This window comes from Eudoraea sp., from assembly GCF_049665975.1.
Taxonomy (GTDB): domain Bacteria; phylum Bacteroidota; class Bacteroidia; order Flavobacteriales; family Flavobacteriaceae; genus Eudoraea.
Window position 1 is genome coordinate 1 of the sequence record NZ_JBATGR010000155.1, and the last position, 13,331, is coordinate 13,331.

Consider the following 13,331-nt stretch of genomic DNA (forward strand, 5'->3'; position numbering starts at 1 on the left):
TTAGACAATCTAATTCAACTAGTCAATATTATTGGGTCTATTTTTTATGGAAACATATTGGGCATGTTTTTACTAGCCTTCTTTTTCCGGTTTGTAAAAGGGAATGCTGTTTTCATTGCCGCTATTATCACGCAGGTGGTTGTGGTACTTGTTTGGTATTTAGATTGGATGGGGTATTTGTGGTTAAATGCTATTGGATGTGCGCTAGTAATTCTACTGGCATTAGTACTTGAATCATTTGACAGGCTTCATAAGACTCCTCCCATAAAAACTGTCTGATATTTAAAAGCCCTTTTATTCCAAAGAAAATAATACCTGGATTGTACTGTCAAATTGGAACAAAAAAACCCCAACCAATTAAGGTAAGGGTTTTAGATAATATTAATTTTGAAAGAATTACAATGCTCCCCACTCTTTAAGTGAATCTTTATTCATCTTTACATAATCTGCATTGCCAGCCGCTTCAGCTGCTGCCATAGATTTCCTGGCCGCTTCAATAGCGCCTTTTGTATCACCCATTTTTGCTGAAATCAGGGATTGCATTCTCATCATCCAGTAAGCCTTATCGTTCATTGATACCGCTTTATCAATCCATTCCTTGGCTTTTGAAAGATCCTTGCCTTCCGTAAAGTAATAAGATGCTGCTCCAAAATAATCATTTGCTGATGGACCATTCATAACGCTTTCAATACTCTTAATTGCTTTGTCAGCCGTTGGCACTTCAAAAGCAACACCCACATAGGCTTTTTCCCACATCATTCCAAGAGTAGCCCCATTATTGTGCAAGTCATCAATACTCATAGTAAAGGATTCTACATCCGTCGGCATAGCATATACCTCAACGTTTGTTTTGGCAGCTACTTTTGAATCATCCCAATTTTCAGGAGTTCCCCAATTATTGGTGTCAGAATAGAAAATTACTTCCCAGGAAGTTAGTCCCGGTTTTGTGAAAATAGCATAACTACCGGCCTTTACATTTTGACCGGCAATAGTAACATCGTCACTAAAAGTTACCATCGAATTTTTGTTAGCCCCGGTTCTCCATAATTTATCATAAGGAACAAGGTCACCAAAAATAGTTCTACCACGCATGGAAGGTCTTGAATACTCTACGGTTACATCAGTCAATCCAACCGTTTGCATAATCTTTGCAGCCGGACTAGGTGCAGGTGTTGTTATCTGTCCGTTCATGGAAATAGATCCCATAACGACGCAGATCAATAGTGTTAGTTTTTTCATTATTTACTAGATTTTATAGTTAGAACAAATCTAAATATAATGGTGTATTCCTCTTGTTAACAAATCCTTAAATAATGCTCAAAGAAAACTTCAGTCCAGTATAAATGGTTTAGATATTGTTATGCCTTGCAGATAAAAAGTTAAGTAATATACGGCACTGCCCAATCCGCTTAGATCTATGCTGTTATTTTCAATTAAATTCCCATTGGTATGTCTAACTCTTTTCCCGGTAATATCAAATATAGCTCGTCCGAACAAGGGTGCGCTTGAATTAAGATCGTACTGAAGTTCATTTGATCCAAAAGTTCTGTAAATAATCAGTTCATTTTCTAATTTCTCTGTATCTATCGGAATTTCTACAGGTGGTCCTTCAGCTTCCAAAGGGGTATCTTCGGTTTCAAAAGTATATAGTTGGGAAGCAAGAGTTATGGGAGGTACGTTATTTTGGAAACGTTCCGAAGAAATATAATACGTATTTGAATCTGAATAGGTGATTCCCTCAACCTGTGAAAACCCAATTCCCAAATCCGACTTTTCTTCTGTCCCGTTAAATGAAAAATTTGAAGTAAGTTCATCTATGCGAACAATAAAAGGCTGTAATTGAGATGAATACCCTAATAACATCAGGACATTTGAGAAATTATTATATGTTGCTCCAGTAACTAAACCAGAGACATTGTAAAAACCCAAATTCTTTACTGAATAAGATCCCGGAATTTTAGGAATAGAATATGCAACCGTTCCATTTGTTTGCCATTGTTTGGTAAATATAAGTAGCTGATCATTAAAGTCAACCATAGCTTCTGCATCCCAATCAGAATTCTGAATCTCTGAAAAATCTGTTTGATCCTCGTAGGAAAAGTCTATTCTTTCAGCACTTATTGTATTTGAAAGGTCATAATCAGATTTAGCTACTCTATAAATGACAAGATCTTGCCTGTTTCCGGTGTTATTTCCAAAGTCCCCGATATAAATATAGGATTCGTCCTGAGTAATATCTTCCCAATCTATATTGGTAGCATTGTCTATAGTGATTGTCCGGATGATCTTTGAACTTAGAGTATCTATTTCATACATTCGAGGAGAATTTCCCGAATCATTATGAGTGATGAGTTTGTTGTTGTAATAAATAAGCCCTGAGGATTCCAGAACATCTTCCGGTAAAGTCCCGACAAGGGTGGCACTCACCTGAGCATTTAAAAAAATGACAGGAAGGAAAAAACTTAAAATATTTAATTTGTAATTCATGACACCTAGCTTCGGAAATATACGAAAATCACACACTGAACTAAAAATTTCCCGATCATTAGTCGTATTGGACCATTGTATGGGATCTTCCTGCCTAAATAATTGCAGGAAAACCGGACTATTTTTACTATTTGTTTAACATATTTAATTTTTTATTAAACAATATTGCGCTTAATTTTGTTCAAAACCTTTTAATGAAATTATATCAACTACATTCCAGACAATACTTACCCATTACACAGGATGAGGCCTGGACCTTTTTATCAAATCCCGCAAATCTAAAGGTTATTACACCGGAACACATGGGTTTTCATATTCTAAATGGCGCAGACAAGGATATGTTTCCGGGTCAGATTATTCAATATGAAGTTGCTCCGTTTGCCGGAATAACCACCAAATGGGTTACCGAAATTACCCATGTAAAGGAAGGTGAATACTTCGTAGATGAACAAAGGTTTGGACCATATGCGTTATGGCATCACAAGCATTTTATTAAACCTGTTTCAGGTGGGGTAGAAATGGAGGATATCATCGACTACAAGCTGCCTTTTGGAGTTTTGGGTCAATTAGCACATCCTTTACTAGTTAAAAAACAACTTGAAAAAATATTCGCATACCGCGAAATGAAACTTGAGGAAATTTACGGGAATATGAAGGGTACCTCTAATATGTTAAGTATAAAATCTATTTAATCATGAAGAAAAATATATTATTAATCGGCGGGTCTTACGGTATTGGTTTATCCATTGTAAAGCAGTTACAGGAAACCCATACCATTTATGTAGCATCAAGAAGTGCGGAAGGTTTGAAGGCTCTGAACGTAAAACATATTACTTTTGACGCATTAACTGACTCATTGGATACCACACAATTGCCTGAGGAACTTCACGGATTTGTATATTGCCCCGGCAGTATTAACCTAAAACCGCTGAAAATGCTGAGCATGTCTAATTTTGAGGAAGATATGCAACTTAATTTTTTTAGTATGGTAAAGGTTGTTAAAGACATTATCGGCAGGATGGCAGACAACTCAAGTATGGTTTTCTTTAGTACAGTGGCCGTAAGTACAGGAATGCCATTTCATACAAGCGTATCTGCTGCAAAAGGTGCTATAGAGGGTTTTGTAAAATCTCTTGCCGCTGAATATGCGCCTAAAGTGCGAACAAATGTCATTGCACCTTCACTTGTAGATACCCCGCTGGCAGGGCGCTTATTAAACAATGATCGCAAGAAAGAAAGCATGGCAGAACGCCATCCTCTCAAGCGAGTAGGAAATCCGGAGGATATTGCGAATATTGCAACTTTTTTACTAAGTGATAAGAGCGGTTGGATAACCGGTCAGGTTTTAGGTGTAGACGGTGGTTTGTCTACCCTCAATATTAACTAAATGCATGAAAAAGTAAGTATTTTTTGGTTTCGGAGAGACTTAAGACTGGATGATAACACAGGTCTTTACAATGCCCTGAAAGGAATTCATCAGGTGCTGCCTATATTTATTTTTGATACTGAAATACTTCATTCCTTACCGGAAAATGATGCCCGGGTGACTTTTATATACGATTCTTTACAGGAATTGAGAGAGAAACTGAAAACGCATTACCAAAGTTCAATTAGCGTCTACACAGGCAATCCATTAGATATTTTTAAAACCCTTATTAATCAATATAACATACAAAGTGTATATACTAACAGGGACTATGAACCCTATGCTCAAAAAAGGGATAGTGAGATTGCAACAGAATTAAAATTATCCAATATCGAATTTAAAACCTTTAAAGATCAGGTAGTTTTTGAGGAGAATCAGGTTGTAAAGGATAATGGTGAACCCTATGTGGTATATACGCCCTATATGCGCAAGTGGAAACAAAAATTTAAAACAGATGAACCAGCAATGGTTTATGATTCGGGGTCATTTTTAAACAAGATGATCAAGAAAACTGATTTACCTAATTTGACATTAGCAGAGATAGGGTTTAAAAGAGCTGATATCGCGGTTCCAGCTTATAATATTTCAGCATCATTACTTAATTCATATGAAAAAACCAGAAACTTTCCGGCTATTGAGCATGGCACCTCCAAATTAGGGCCTCATTTGCGATTTGGAACTGTTTCTATACGACAAATAGTTTTAAAAGCCCTAAATGCCGGGAATGAAACATTTTTAAATGAATTGATTTGGCGTGATTTTTTTATGCAAATTCTATGGCATTTTCCCCATACTATCCATAAAGCTTTTAAACCAAAATATGACAGGATTCCATGGAGAAATAATGAAAAGGAATTTGAAAAATGGAAAAATGGGGAAACAGGATACCCCCTGGTTGATGCAGGAATGCGGGAACTTAATACTACAGGGTTTATGCATAATCGGGTACGAATGCTGGTAGCAAGTTTTCTTTGTAAGCATTTATTAATAGATTGGCGTTGGGGAGAGGCTTACTTTGCTTCAAAACTTTTAGACTTCGAACTTAGCAGCAATATTGGAAACTGGCAATGGGCTGCAGGGAGTGGCGTAGATGCAGCTCCGTATTTCAGGATCTTCAATCCCCTTACACAAGTAGAAAAATTTGATCAGCAAAAAGAATATATCAATAAATGGGTTCCCGAACTGCAGGAATTGACTTATCCCCCAATGATGGTAGATCATAAAATGGCCCGTGAACGCTGCCTCAAAATATACAAAGAAGCACTCAGCTAAATTCTTTAAAAGCCATTGGTCAAAGGCTTAGTGACTTTTTATGATTGTTAATGACATTACCCGGCAAAAAACAGTATTTTTAGTGCACTGATGACTAATCTTAATACTATCGCAAAAAAATGAGAAAATTAATATTTGGCGTATTGCTGGTCTTCACCTTTTCAGCCTCTGCTCAAAAAATAAGCAACAACAAAAAAGCTATTATACAATCTATTGAAAAGCACAACGCAGAACTAATAGCTATTAGCGATTCTGTTTGGGCTCTTGCCGAAACAGCTTTTAATGAAAAGCAATCTTCCATGATTTTAGCTGACTATGCGGAAAAGAATGGTTTTTCTGTTGAACGCGGCGTTTCCGGAATGCCTACTGCCTTTATAGCAACTTACGGATCCGGAAAACCGGTAATAAGCATTTTAGGTGAATTTGACGCCCTGCCAGGAATATCTCAAAAGGCACAACCTACAAAAGAAGCTTTAAATGAAGGAGCGGCCGGACATGGTTGTGGACATAATTTATTTGGAACAGCCAGTCTTGGTGCTGCAGTGGCCGTAAAAGAACTCATGGAACAGGGTAAACTTAAAGGGACCATTAAATTTTTTGGCACCCCGGCAGAAGAAAAATATTTTGGAAAGGTTTGGATGGTACGGGATGGCTTGTGGGATGATGTTGATGTTAACTTAAGCTGGCATCCGGCTGATAATACCGAAGCCGATGCTCAAAGCACACTGGCTCTTGTTGACTTTAAAGTTGAATTTTTTGGCCAGGCTGCGCATGCATCTGCCGATCCCTGGAATGGGAGAAGCGCTTCTGATGCGTTGGAATTATATACAACAGGAATTAATTACTACAGAGAACACATTAAACCAACGGTACGGATTCATTACCATATTCAAGATGGTGGACAAGTAGTTAATGTAGTACCCGATTACTCTAAACTTTGGGTCCGTGTAAGGGACACAAAGCGAAGCGGAGTAATGCCTGTATACGAAAGGGTTCAGAAAATGGCCGAGGGTGCGGCAGTAATGGCAAATGTAGATTATAAAATTTCCCTGATTTCCGGAATATATGAAGTATTGGTGAATAGATCTGGTGAGGAAATCATGCAAAAGAATTTAGAATATTTGGGGGATATTACATATACAGATGAAGAACAAGCCTTTGGTAAAAAAATTCAGGAAATGACAAAAAAACCACAGATAGGGATGGACAGCAAAATAAATCCGCTAAAGGAAACTAAAGAACACCCAGGCGGAGGATCAACAGACGTGGGCGATGTAAGTTGGAATGTTCCTAACATAAATTTAAGTGTAACTGTAGCACCCAAAGATACACCCTGGCATTCCTGGGCGGTAGTTGCGTGTGGTGGAATGAGTATTGGTCATAAAGGGATGACCTACGCTGCTAAAGCTTTAAGCATGACCGCCGTAGATCTTTTTGAGGATCAAAAATTAATTGAAAAAGTTAAGAATGAGTATAAAGACCGGAAGGGTGCCGAAGTCTATGAAGCAAATATACCACCGGGGCCTCCACCAGTGGAAGACAACTAATAATAAAGTGTAAAGAATAACTAAAAAATTATGGCAGAAAGAGAAATAATTAAAGAATATTCAACGGGCGATCTCACTGTAGTTTGGAAACCAAGAAAGTGCATACATTCAGCTATTTGTGTAGCTACCCTGCCTAAAGTTTATGATCCGGACAAAAAACCCTGGATTGAACCTGAAAATGCATCTATTGATGAATTAAAATCACAAATTAAAAAATGTCCTTCCGGGGCGCTAACTTATATTATGAAAGGAGAAACAAAAAATTCAGAAGAAGGAAATAACAATACTCGAGTGGAAGTAATGGCTAATGGTCCGCTTTTGGTACATGGGTCTTTAGAAGTTAAGGATACCAGTGGTAAGACTGAAGGTAAAAGCGGGGTAACTGCATTATGCAGATGTGGTGCATCAGATAATAAACCCTATTGTGACGGGGCACATAAGAAAATAAACTTTGTGGGGTAAAATATCTGTTGTGCATTCATAATTATAGTAAATAGATTCGGTAGTTATTGTCTTAACTAATCTCTGAATATTATGAATAATATATTTAATAAAACGCTTGTAATTCTATTTATAATGGGTTCGGGGCAAAGTTTTGGACAATCATCCCAGCTTAAATCAATGCTGGAAATTTATTCACTGGGAAGCGGGGAACGAAAAGTTATATATGAAGAAAAGGCACACTTTGAAGCTCCCAACTGGAGTCCGGATGGGAACTATTTAATTGTGAATCAAAATGGCCTTTTATACAAAATAAAGACAGATGGAAGCCATAAGGAGCAAATAGATACAGGAACTGCTGTTAAATGCAATAATGATCACGGAATTTCTCCGGATGGCAAAATGCTGGCCATTAGTAATAATGATCCAATAGAAGGAGTGCAATCCGGTACCTCAAGGATCTATACATTACCTCTTGAAGGAGGAACACCTCAACTTGTGACATTAGAATATCCCTCCTACTGGCATGGATGGTCTCCCAAGAGCGATGCCGTTGTTTATACTGCAAGTCGCAATAATAACTATGATATCTATAGAATTTCAATTCAGGGAGGTGCAGAGGAACGCCTTACCAACAGCCCGGGACTAGATGATGGCCCTGAATATTCCCCGGATGGTAAATACATTTATTACAATTCAATGCAATCCGGAAAAATGGAGATTTGGAGAATGAAATCTGATGGTAGTGAAAAAGAACAATTAACTAATGATGCCTATTCAAATTGGTTTGCGCATCCTTCACCGGATGGGAACTATTTTGTTTTTATATCCTATCATGAAGATCAGGGAGACCGGCATCCTGCTATGAAGGCTGTTTCTTTGCGTCTTTATGATTTAAATACAAATGAAATTAAAAATCTCTGCATGTTTATAGGCGGACAGGGAACTATTAATGTTCCATCCTGGTCACCCGATAGCAAGCACTTTGCTTTTGTGTCGTATAACAGTCAATAATCATTTGAATACAAAGACAAAAAAGTTCTAAAAAAACAATCCCATGAAAAAACTGATTCTCTTATTATCCGTATGCTTTTTATCCTATTCCTACGCCCAGGATTTTGATTTTCAATACGACCATTATTCTTTTGTTGTTACAGATCTCAAAAAGACAGGAGACTTCTATGCTGACATATTGAAATTAAAAGAAATTCCCCATCCATCGGCATCAGAAGGGTTTAGATGGTTTAGTATTCATGGCAATTCTCAACTTCACCTTATAGGTAAAGACTCCGTGATACGTCAAAATAATAAAAGTATCCACCTCTGCCTGGCAACCAATAACCTGGATGGACTCATTTCGTATCTGGAAGAAAAAAATATCCCCTATTGGGATTGGCCTGGAAAAGAAAATGCCATTACAGATCGTGCAGATGGAGTACGGCAAATTTATATCAAAGACCCTGAAGAAAACTGGGTTGAAATTAATACAGCTACCCACTAGTAGTGACTAATGGAATTCTTTGGACTTAATACAGGAAACCTATTTAAAAAATTAATAATACATCAAACAAAAAATGAGTAACCCTATTAAACGCATTTTCCCATTAGGCTTCCCATGGGAAACACAAGACCCCTTTTTGTTCTGTGTTTATCATTTAGATCATTACCCAAAAGGCAATAGTGCAATGGAGCCCGATGTTTCCCTTGAAGGGCGTAACCTCGGCAACGACTTTACTATAAAAGATGGTTGGAGAATGTATCACGGACATACCATTCCTGGGTTTCCTTCTCATCCACACAGAGGCTTTGAAACGGTTACAATTGTAAATAAAGGATATTGTGATCATTCAGATTCACTAGGAGCTGCCGGTAGATTTGGGCAGGGTGATGTACAATGGATGACCGCTGGCAGGGGGGTACAGCATTCTGAAATGTTCCCTTTGCTGAATACAGATCAGGATAATCCGTTAGAACTATTTCAGATTTGGATCAACTTACCAAAAGCAGATAAGTTTGTTGACCCACATTTTAAGATGCTTTGGCATGAGGACATCCCCCTTGTTAAGATAAATAATACTACTATAAAAATAATTGCCGGCAACTATTCCGGAACACCATCCCCGGAACCTGCGCCCAATTCCTGGGCAGCAAATTCTGATAATGAGGTAGTCATTTGGAATATTCATATGGATGAAAACGAGATCTTTAATTTACCACCCGCTTCTGCAAACTTAAATCGTACCCTTTATTATTATGAAGGCGATGAAGTTAAGATTGGAGGGCAGCTGATTAAACCAGATCATGCTGTGGAGCTAAATTCAGATGCTGAAATTACTATTGAAAATAGGGATAAGAAATCGCACTTTCTATTATTGCAGGGAAAACCTATAAACGAGCCGGTAGCAAAGTATGGCCCCTTTGTTATGAATACTCAGTCGGAAATTCAACAAGCTATGGAGGAATACAGGCTTACGCAATTTGGCGGCTGGCCCTGGCCATATGCAGATAACGTTCACCCAAGGGAAAAAGGAAGATTTGCTAAGTATCCAAACGGGCATGTTGTAGAGCGTTGATTTTATTGTGATTATTTAAAGTGGTTTCGTGATTTGTTCTTTTTGCTTTAACTGAGACTCTTTTTAGCCTACCGAAAACCCTGGAGCTAATAATCCTGTTGCTTTATTGGGATTACGCTTAAGGTATGCGGCAACAAAAGGACATAAGGGAGCCATTTTAAATCCATTTTTCTCAATAAATTCAAGCGTTTTAGAAACAATAATTGCTCCAAGGCCATTTCCTTCTAATGAGCGGGGTACTTCTGTATGGGTGAGGTAAATAATATTATTCCTGGCCTGAATATATTCTATGAATGCAGTTTCGTTTTCTATGTGTAATTCAAATCTTTTCTTTTGACCCGAATCATTGTTAATCAGCGGTAGTTTTTCCCAAACTGTATTTTTCATTTTTAAGACTTTAACAATAGTATGTTTCTATGGGTAAAGCTGAGGACTAACTCTTTTTCTTAAATCCTTTCAATCTTTGCGCCAATAGCCCTTAAACGATTGTCAATATCCTCATAACCCCTGTCTATCTGCTCAATATTATGGATGATTGATGTTCCTTTTGCACATAGAGCGGCAATTAAAAGAGACACTCCTGCCCTAATATCGGGGGATACCATCGTTGTAGACTTTAAGGTGGATTTAAAATCGTGGCCAATTACAGTAGCCCTGTGTGGATCACAAAGAATAATTTTTGCCCCCATATCTATTAATTTATCTACAAAGAACAAGCGGCTTTCAAACATTTTCTGATGGATGAGCACTTCGCCCCTGGCCTGTGTTGAAATAACCAGGATAATACTTAACAGATCCGGGGTGAGCCCGGGCCAGGGTGCATCTGAGATTGTTAAAATAGAACCATCAATATAGTTATGAATTTTATAGCCCTCTTTATGTTCAGGAATGTAAATGTCGTCTCCTCTTTTTTCTAAAGAAATACCCAGTTTTCTAAAAACCGATGGAATCTGGCCTAGGTGGTCCCAGCTGACATTCTTTATCGTTAATTCGCTTTTCGTCATAGCTGCCAGGCCTATCCAACTCCCTATTTCTATCATGTCAGGTAGCATAGTATGCGCTGTGCCTTGTAATTTTGAGACCCCATCAATTACCAATAAATTAGACCCAATACCGGAAATTTTTGCTCCCATCCGGTTTAGCATCTTACATAATTGTTGCAGATAAGGTTCACATGCTGCATTGTAAATAGTTGTTTGCCCTTCTGCAAGGACAGCTGCCATAACAATGTTTGCCGTTCCTGTAACCGATGCCTCATCTAAAAGCATATAGGTGCCTTTTAGTTTTTTGGCCTCTACACCATAAAAATGCTCCTCTTTATTATATCGGAATTTAGCACCCAGCTGAATAAATCCTTCAAAATGGGTATCTAATCTGCGCCTGCCTATCTTATCACCTCCTGGTTTGGGAATGTAACCCTGGCCAAATCTGGCTAATAAAGGGCCTACAAGCATAATAGAACCTCTTAAGCCCCTCCCGTCAGATTTAAATTGTTCGGATTGCAGATAGGACAGATTAATGTCATCTGCTTTAAAAGAATAAGACCCTTTACCTTTTTTCTGGATTTTTACACCCAGGTCTTCCAGTAAGGAAATTAGCTTGTTTACATCAACAATATCCGGAATGTTGTTAATGACTACCTCATCAGGGGTAAGCAAAACTGCACAAAGAATTTGTAATGCCTCATTTTTAGCGCCTTGTGGGGTTATTTCCCCATGAAGTTTATGGCCGCCCTCAATTTTGAATGTTCCCATTTAAGGAAGAAATATTTAATACCGTTTTTTACCTCTGTTAGTATTTCGCTGACCCTTTTTAGAGGAACTGGTTCTGTTGGACTTTGTAATCCGTGATTTAAGAAACTGTCCACTATCTGTAAGGCTAACACCATCAGCAGCTAAATCAATTTTGCCATCACTAAGTTCATAGAGGTGTTTAAATATTGCTTTATCCTCTACGGTATCCTTGTTCCAATTAAGGTAACACTTCTTCATATGATTAGCAATAGCATATTCTAGCCCAGCGCGCTTATCACCTTCATCCCATCCAATAGCCACATCTATCATTCTCTTAATGTTATTCCCGTAAAAACGGTATTTAGGATGATTTTGAGGGTATTCCAAAGGATCAGGTCTTGCCTGTAAGATTGCCTTTGAAGTTATGGGAAAAGGAGATTCAGCATCCAACTTAAAGTCGGACATAATAAATAGTTGATCCCAAAGTTTATGCTGAAAATCGGGTACATCCCTCAAATGAGGTTGAAGGTTACCCATGACACTAATAATAGCCTTAGCCACTTTATTTCTCTCTTCATCGTCCTTTATGGAAACGGCATGATCAACCATTTTCTGAAAATGGCGACCATATTCTGGAATAATGAGCTTTTCGCGCTCAGTATTGTATTCTAGGTTTTCTACTGGATTCAAATTTCTTTAGGATTCTGATTAAATATATGTAAAGGAAGTATATCTATATAACGGTCGCAAATTAGGAAAATTATCCCAGTTATCCCAGTTTATAAAGATATTACGCCTTCAACCAGGCCAACTTCCTTATATTTTTCTATAACCTTATCAGGATTTGCAAGATTTACTGTTATTGAAAGGCTGGTATATTTCCCCTTGCTGGATTGTTTAGATTCAATAACTGCACCTGTATTATCAAATATTTGTTCTATTTGTGTAATCTTATCACGATCTGTGGGAACAATAAATTTATACAAATAATCAGCAGGCCAGCTATTACTTTTGCGTAATTCTTCTTTGAGTCTTAGGTAAAAATCATCTGATTTCTCAGTATCCATATAATTTTTTTACAAATATAAAGCTTCGTAATCAATTTTTTATGCTTGTACGCATTGATTACTTTTGTGATTGTAAAATATAGCTGTTGAAATCTAAAAAAGTAGTTATAACGGGAGGACCGAGTACAGGAAAAACGGTCATTATTCAGCAACTTGAAGCTCGTGGTTACACTTGCTTTCATGAGATTGTGAGAAGTATGACTCTTGAGGCAAAAAAAAAGGGTAATCCTGAATCATTTGTTTCCAATCCACTTGCTTTTGTCAAAGATCCTTTTGAATTTAATAAAAGAATCCTTAGTGGCAGGAAGGAACAATATAAAGAATCTCACAATATCAATAAGCCCTATATTTTTTTTGATCGTGGTATTCCAGATGTTTTGGCTTATATGGACTATTTTGACCAAAGGTACACCCGGGATTTTGAAGTAGCTTGTATAACCAACAGATATGATAAAGTTTTAATCCTGCCGCCCTGGAAACAGATATATGTGTCGGACAATGAAAGATTAGAAAGTTTTGAGGAGGCCATTGAAATACATGACCACTTAAAACGGACTTATAGGAGATATGACTATGAGCCGGTTCTTATCCCAACTGGTACTGTAGAAGAGCGTATTTCATTTATATTAAATGAGTTGAAGGAAGATTAGAGATGAGGGAGCCACGGGAAATTTTAAAAAAATATTGGGATTATGAAGATTTTAAAGGATCTCAGAAAGCTATTATTGATGCTGTTTTATATGGTAAAGATGTTCTTGCGCTTTTACCTACAGGTGGAGGCAAAT

Annotated in this window: 15 protein-coding genes and 1 pseudogene; 10 read left to right on the forward strand and 6 right to left on the reverse strand. The window is 37.6% G+C overall.

The window, feature by feature from the left end; all coding sequences use genetic code 11:
* Positions 1 to 279: pseudogene (locus WBN20_RS05760) on the forward strand (sodium:solute symporter); the annotation flags it as partial.
* A gap of 117 nt (positions 280 to 396) precedes the next feature.
* Here WBN20_RS05760 and WBN20_RS05765 read toward each other — a convergent pair.
* Positions 397 to 1,239, reverse strand: a complete 843-nt coding sequence (locus tag WBN20_RS05765) for a DUF2911 domain-containing protein (RefSeq protein WP_424273134.1) — start codon at positions 1,237 to 1,239, stop codon at positions 397 to 399.
* 90 nt (positions 1,240 to 1,329) lie between these two features.
* On the reverse strand, positions 1,330 to 2,487 hold the full coding sequence (locus WBN20_RS05770) for a hypothetical protein (protein WP_424281041.1): 1,158 nt from the start codon (positions 2,485 to 2,487) through the stop codon (positions 1,330 to 1,332).
* Positions 2,488 to 2,681: 194 nt separating this feature from the next.
* Here WBN20_RS05770 and WBN20_RS05775 point away from each other — a divergent pair, with 194 nt between their 5' ends.
* From WBN20_RS05775 to WBN20_RS05810, 8 genes are all read left to right on the forward strand, one after another.
* The gene (locus WBN20_RS05775; RefSeq protein WP_424281042.1) at positions 2,682 to 3,179 is read left to right on the forward strand and encodes an SRPBCC family protein; all 498 of its coding nucleotides are present in this window, start codon (positions 2,682 to 2,684) and stop codon (positions 3,177 to 3,179) included.
* 2 nt (positions 3,180 to 3,181) lie between these two features.
* Entirely contained in the window at positions 3,182 to 3,874 is a 693-nt protein-coding gene (locus tag WBN20_RS05780) for an SDR family NAD(P)-dependent oxidoreductase (protein ID WP_424281043.1), read from the forward strand.
* On the forward strand, positions 3,875 to 5,185 hold the full coding sequence (locus tag WBN20_RS05785; protein WP_424281044.1) for a cryptochrome/photolyase family protein: 1,311 nt from the start codon (positions 3,875 to 3,877) through the stop codon (positions 5,183 to 5,185).
* Positions 5,186 to 5,304: 119 nt separating this feature from the next.
* Positions 5,305 to 6,732, forward strand: a complete 1,428-nt coding sequence (locus WBN20_RS05790) for an amidohydrolase (protein ID WP_424281045.1) — start codon at positions 5,305 to 5,307, stop codon at positions 6,730 to 6,732.
* 30 nt (positions 6,733 to 6,762) lie between these two features.
* Positions 6,763 to 7,194 (forward strand): (4Fe-4S)-binding protein, encoded by a 432-nt coding sequence (locus WBN20_RS05795; RefSeq protein WP_424274987.1) that lies wholly within the window; start codon positions 6,763 to 6,765, stop codon positions 7,192 to 7,194.
* A gap of 72 nt (positions 7,195 to 7,266) precedes the next feature.
* Positions 7,267 to 8,187: a DUF5050 domain-containing protein gene (locus tag WBN20_RS05800; RefSeq protein WP_424281046.1), complete on the forward strand. Its 921-nt coding sequence runs from the start codon at positions 7,267 to 7,269 to the stop codon at positions 8,185 to 8,187.
* A 43-nt stretch (positions 8,188 to 8,230) separates the two neighbouring features.
* Positions 8,231 to 8,674 carry a VOC family protein gene (locus tag WBN20_RS05805; RefSeq protein WP_424274989.1) on the forward strand — a complete coding sequence of 148 codons (444 nt, stop codon included), beginning with the start codon at positions 8,231 to 8,233 and terminating at the stop codon, positions 8,672 to 8,674.
* Positions 8,675 to 8,747: 73 nt separating this feature from the next.
* Entirely contained in the window at positions 8,748 to 9,746 is a 999-nt protein-coding gene (locus tag WBN20_RS05810; protein WP_424281047.1) for a pirin family protein, read from the forward strand.
* A gap of 63 nt (positions 9,747 to 9,809) precedes the next feature.
* On the opposite strand, the gene WBN20_RS05815 is transcribed toward WBN20_RS05810, so the two are convergent.
* The 4 genes from WBN20_RS05815 to WBN20_RS05830 form a co-directional block, all read right to left on the reverse strand.
* Positions 9,810 to 10,133 carry a GNAT family N-acetyltransferase gene (locus WBN20_RS05815; protein WP_424273608.1) on the reverse strand — a complete coding sequence of 108 codons (324 nt, stop codon included), beginning with the start codon at positions 10,131 to 10,133 and terminating at the stop codon, positions 9,810 to 9,812.
* 59 nt (positions 10,134 to 10,192) lie between these two features.
* Positions 10,193 to 11,500, reverse strand: a complete 1,308-nt coding sequence (gene murA, locus WBN20_RS05820) for a UDP-N-acetylglucosamine 1-carboxyvinyltransferase (RefSeq protein WP_424274991.1) — start codon at positions 11,498 to 11,500, stop codon at positions 10,193 to 10,195.
* A 15-nt stretch (positions 11,501 to 11,515) separates the two neighbouring features.
* Entirely contained in the window at positions 11,516 to 12,169 is a 654-nt protein-coding gene (locus WBN20_RS05825) for a DUF4290 domain-containing protein (RefSeq protein ID WP_424281048.1), read from the reverse strand.
* An 89-nt stretch (positions 12,170 to 12,258) separates the two neighbouring features.
* Positions 12,259 to 12,546, reverse strand: a complete 288-nt coding sequence (locus WBN20_RS05830; RefSeq protein ID WP_424270772.1) for a DUF493 family protein — start codon at positions 12,544 to 12,546, stop codon at positions 12,259 to 12,261.
* A gap of 86 nt (positions 12,547 to 12,632) precedes the next feature.
* On the opposite strand from WBN20_RS05830, the gene WBN20_RS05835 reads away from it, so the two are divergent.
* The gene (locus WBN20_RS05835; RefSeq protein WP_424275768.1) at positions 12,633 to 13,196 is read left to right on the forward strand and encodes an AAA family ATPase; all 564 of its coding nucleotides are present in this window, start codon (positions 12,633 to 12,635) and stop codon (positions 13,194 to 13,196) included.
* The last annotated feature ends 135 nt before the right edge of the window (positions 13,197 to 13,331 follow it).

What these genes read in the sequence shown, in the direction of transcription:
- WBN20_RS05795 (WP_424274987.1), top strand. Translation starts at nt 6,763, where the DNA reads ATGGCAGAAAGAGAAATAATTAAAGAATATTCAACGGGCGATCTCACT.
- WBN20_RS05785 (WP_424281044.1), top strand. Translation starts at nt 3,875, where the DNA reads ATGCATGAAAAAGTAAGTATTTTTTGGTTTCGGAGAGACTTAAGACTG.
- WBN20_RS05780 (WP_424281043.1), top strand. Translation starts at nt 3,182, where the DNA reads ATGAAGAAAAATATATTATTAATCGGCGGGTCTTACGGTATTGGTTTA.
- WBN20_RS05800 (WP_424281046.1), top strand. Translation starts at nt 7,267, where the DNA reads ATGAATAATATATTTAATAAAACGCTTGTAATTCTATTTATAATGGGT.
- WBN20_RS05810 (WP_424281047.1), top strand. Translation starts at nt 8,748, where the DNA reads ATGAGTAACCCTATTAAACGCATTTTCCCATTAGGCTTCCCATGGGAA.
- WBN20_RS05765 (WP_424273134.1), bottom strand. Translation starts at nt 1,239, where the DNA reads ATGAAAAAACTAACACTATTGATCTGCGTCGTTATGGGATCTATTTCC.
- murA (WP_424274991.1), bottom strand. Translation starts at nt 11,500, where the DNA reads ATGGGAACATTCAAAATTGAGGGCGGCCATAAACTTCATGGGGAAATA.
- WBN20_RS05790 (WP_424281045.1), top strand. Translation starts at nt 5,305, where the DNA reads ATGAGAAAATTAATATTTGGCGTATTGCTGGTCTTCACCTTTTCAGCC.
- WBN20_RS05815 (WP_424273608.1), bottom strand. Translation starts at nt 10,133, where the DNA reads ATGAAAAATACAGTTTGGGAAAAACTACCGCTGATTAACAATGATTCG.
- WBN20_RS05770 (WP_424281041.1), bottom strand. Translation starts at nt 2,487, where the DNA reads ATGAATTACAAATTAAATATTTTAAGTTTTTTCCTTCCTGTCATTTTT.
- WBN20_RS05805 (WP_424274989.1), top strand. Translation starts at nt 8,231, where the DNA reads ATGAAAAAACTGATTCTCTTATTATCCGTATGCTTTTTATCCTATTCC.
- WBN20_RS05775 (WP_424281042.1), top strand. Translation starts at nt 2,682, where the DNA reads ATGAAATTATATCAACTACATTCCAGACAATACTTACCCATTACACAG.
- WBN20_RS05830 (WP_424270772.1), bottom strand. Translation starts at nt 12,546, where the DNA reads ATGGATACTGAGAAATCAGATGATTTTTACCTAAGACTCAAAGAAGAA.